This is a genomic window from Vibrio sp. YT-19(2023) (assembly GCF_033337395.1).
Genome location: NZ_JAWOQN010000152.1, coordinates 1 through 1099 on the forward strand (window position 1 = coordinate 1; position 1099 = coordinate 1099).

General features: G+C 45.9%; 2 protein-coding genes. One reads left to right on the plus strand and one right to left on the minus strand.

Translation table 11 applies throughout. The features are described from left to right. A partial coding sequence (locus tag R7E78_RS24525) for a polyphosphate kinase 2 (RefSeq protein ID WP_318058394.1) occupies nt 1–544 on the plus strand: 544 nt, incomplete at its 5' end. A gap of 60 nt (nt 545–604) precedes the next feature. Here R7E78_RS24525 and phoU read toward each other — a convergent pair. Beyond that, on the minus strand, nt 605–1099 hold a 495-nt coding region (gene phoU / locus R7E78_RS24530; RefSeq protein ID WP_318058395.1), incomplete at its 5' end, for a phosphate signaling complex protein PhoU.

Consider the following 1099-nt stretch of genomic DNA (forward strand, 5'->3'; position numbering starts at 1 on the left):
GTACTTTCAACGTTATGTCGCGCACCTGCCATCCGCCGGTGAAATCGTCTTGTTTGACCGCAGTTGGTATAACCGAGCTGGCGTCGAAAAAGTCATGGGCTTTTGTACGCCAGATGAATATGAAGAATTTCTACGCTCTTGCCCTGAATTCGAGAGAATGCTGCAACGCTCAGGCATTATTTTGCTCAAGTACTGGTTTTCGGTCTCCGACGAGGAGCAAGAAAAACGCTTCTTAGGGCGCATCAACACGCCGATAAAGCGCTGGAAGTTCAGCCCGATGGATCTAGAATCTCGACACCGCTGGGCTGAGTATTCTGAAGCAAAAGACAAGATGTTCGCTTACACCGACACCAAAAACTGTCCTTGGTGGGTTGTACCTTCAGATTCAAAACAAAAAGCGCGCTTAAATTGCATTAGTCATCTACTCAGTCAAATTGAATATAAAGCGCTAGAGTACCCACCAATTGAGTTACCAGAGATCAATAAAGAGGGCTACGTCAGAGCGCCAATAGACGATCAAACGTTTGTACCGGATAAGTACTGATCTCGGCTTCTAAGATCCAAAAGACCAGCGTTCGCTGGTCTTTTTCATTTATATGAAGCGTTACTTCAACACATCATCAATGCTTTGATCACCAAGGTGACGAACGTCCTTACCTTTCACAAAGTAAATAATGTATTCACAAATGTTTTGGCAACGATCCCCTACTCGTTCAATAGCGCGAGCAGACCACATCACCTGAAGAATATGCGGAATATTTTTTGGGTCTTCCATCATGTAAGTCATGAGCTGACGGATCACTGCTTCGTATTCGGCATCCAGCTTATCATCGAGTTTGTGAACCTCTGCGGCGGCTTCAACATCCATACGAGCGAATGCATCCAAAACCTGATGCAACATTTGAATCGCCTGACGGCAGAGAGGTTCTAATGAAACTTGGAATTGGCGTTCTTTCGATGACGGGCTTTCGATAGCGACATAAGCAATGCGTGTCGCGACATCCCCAATGCGTTCAAGATCAGTAATGGTCTTGATGATCGCCATAATCAAGCGCAAATCTTTCGCGGTCGGCTGACGTTTGGGGATGATTCGAGTACA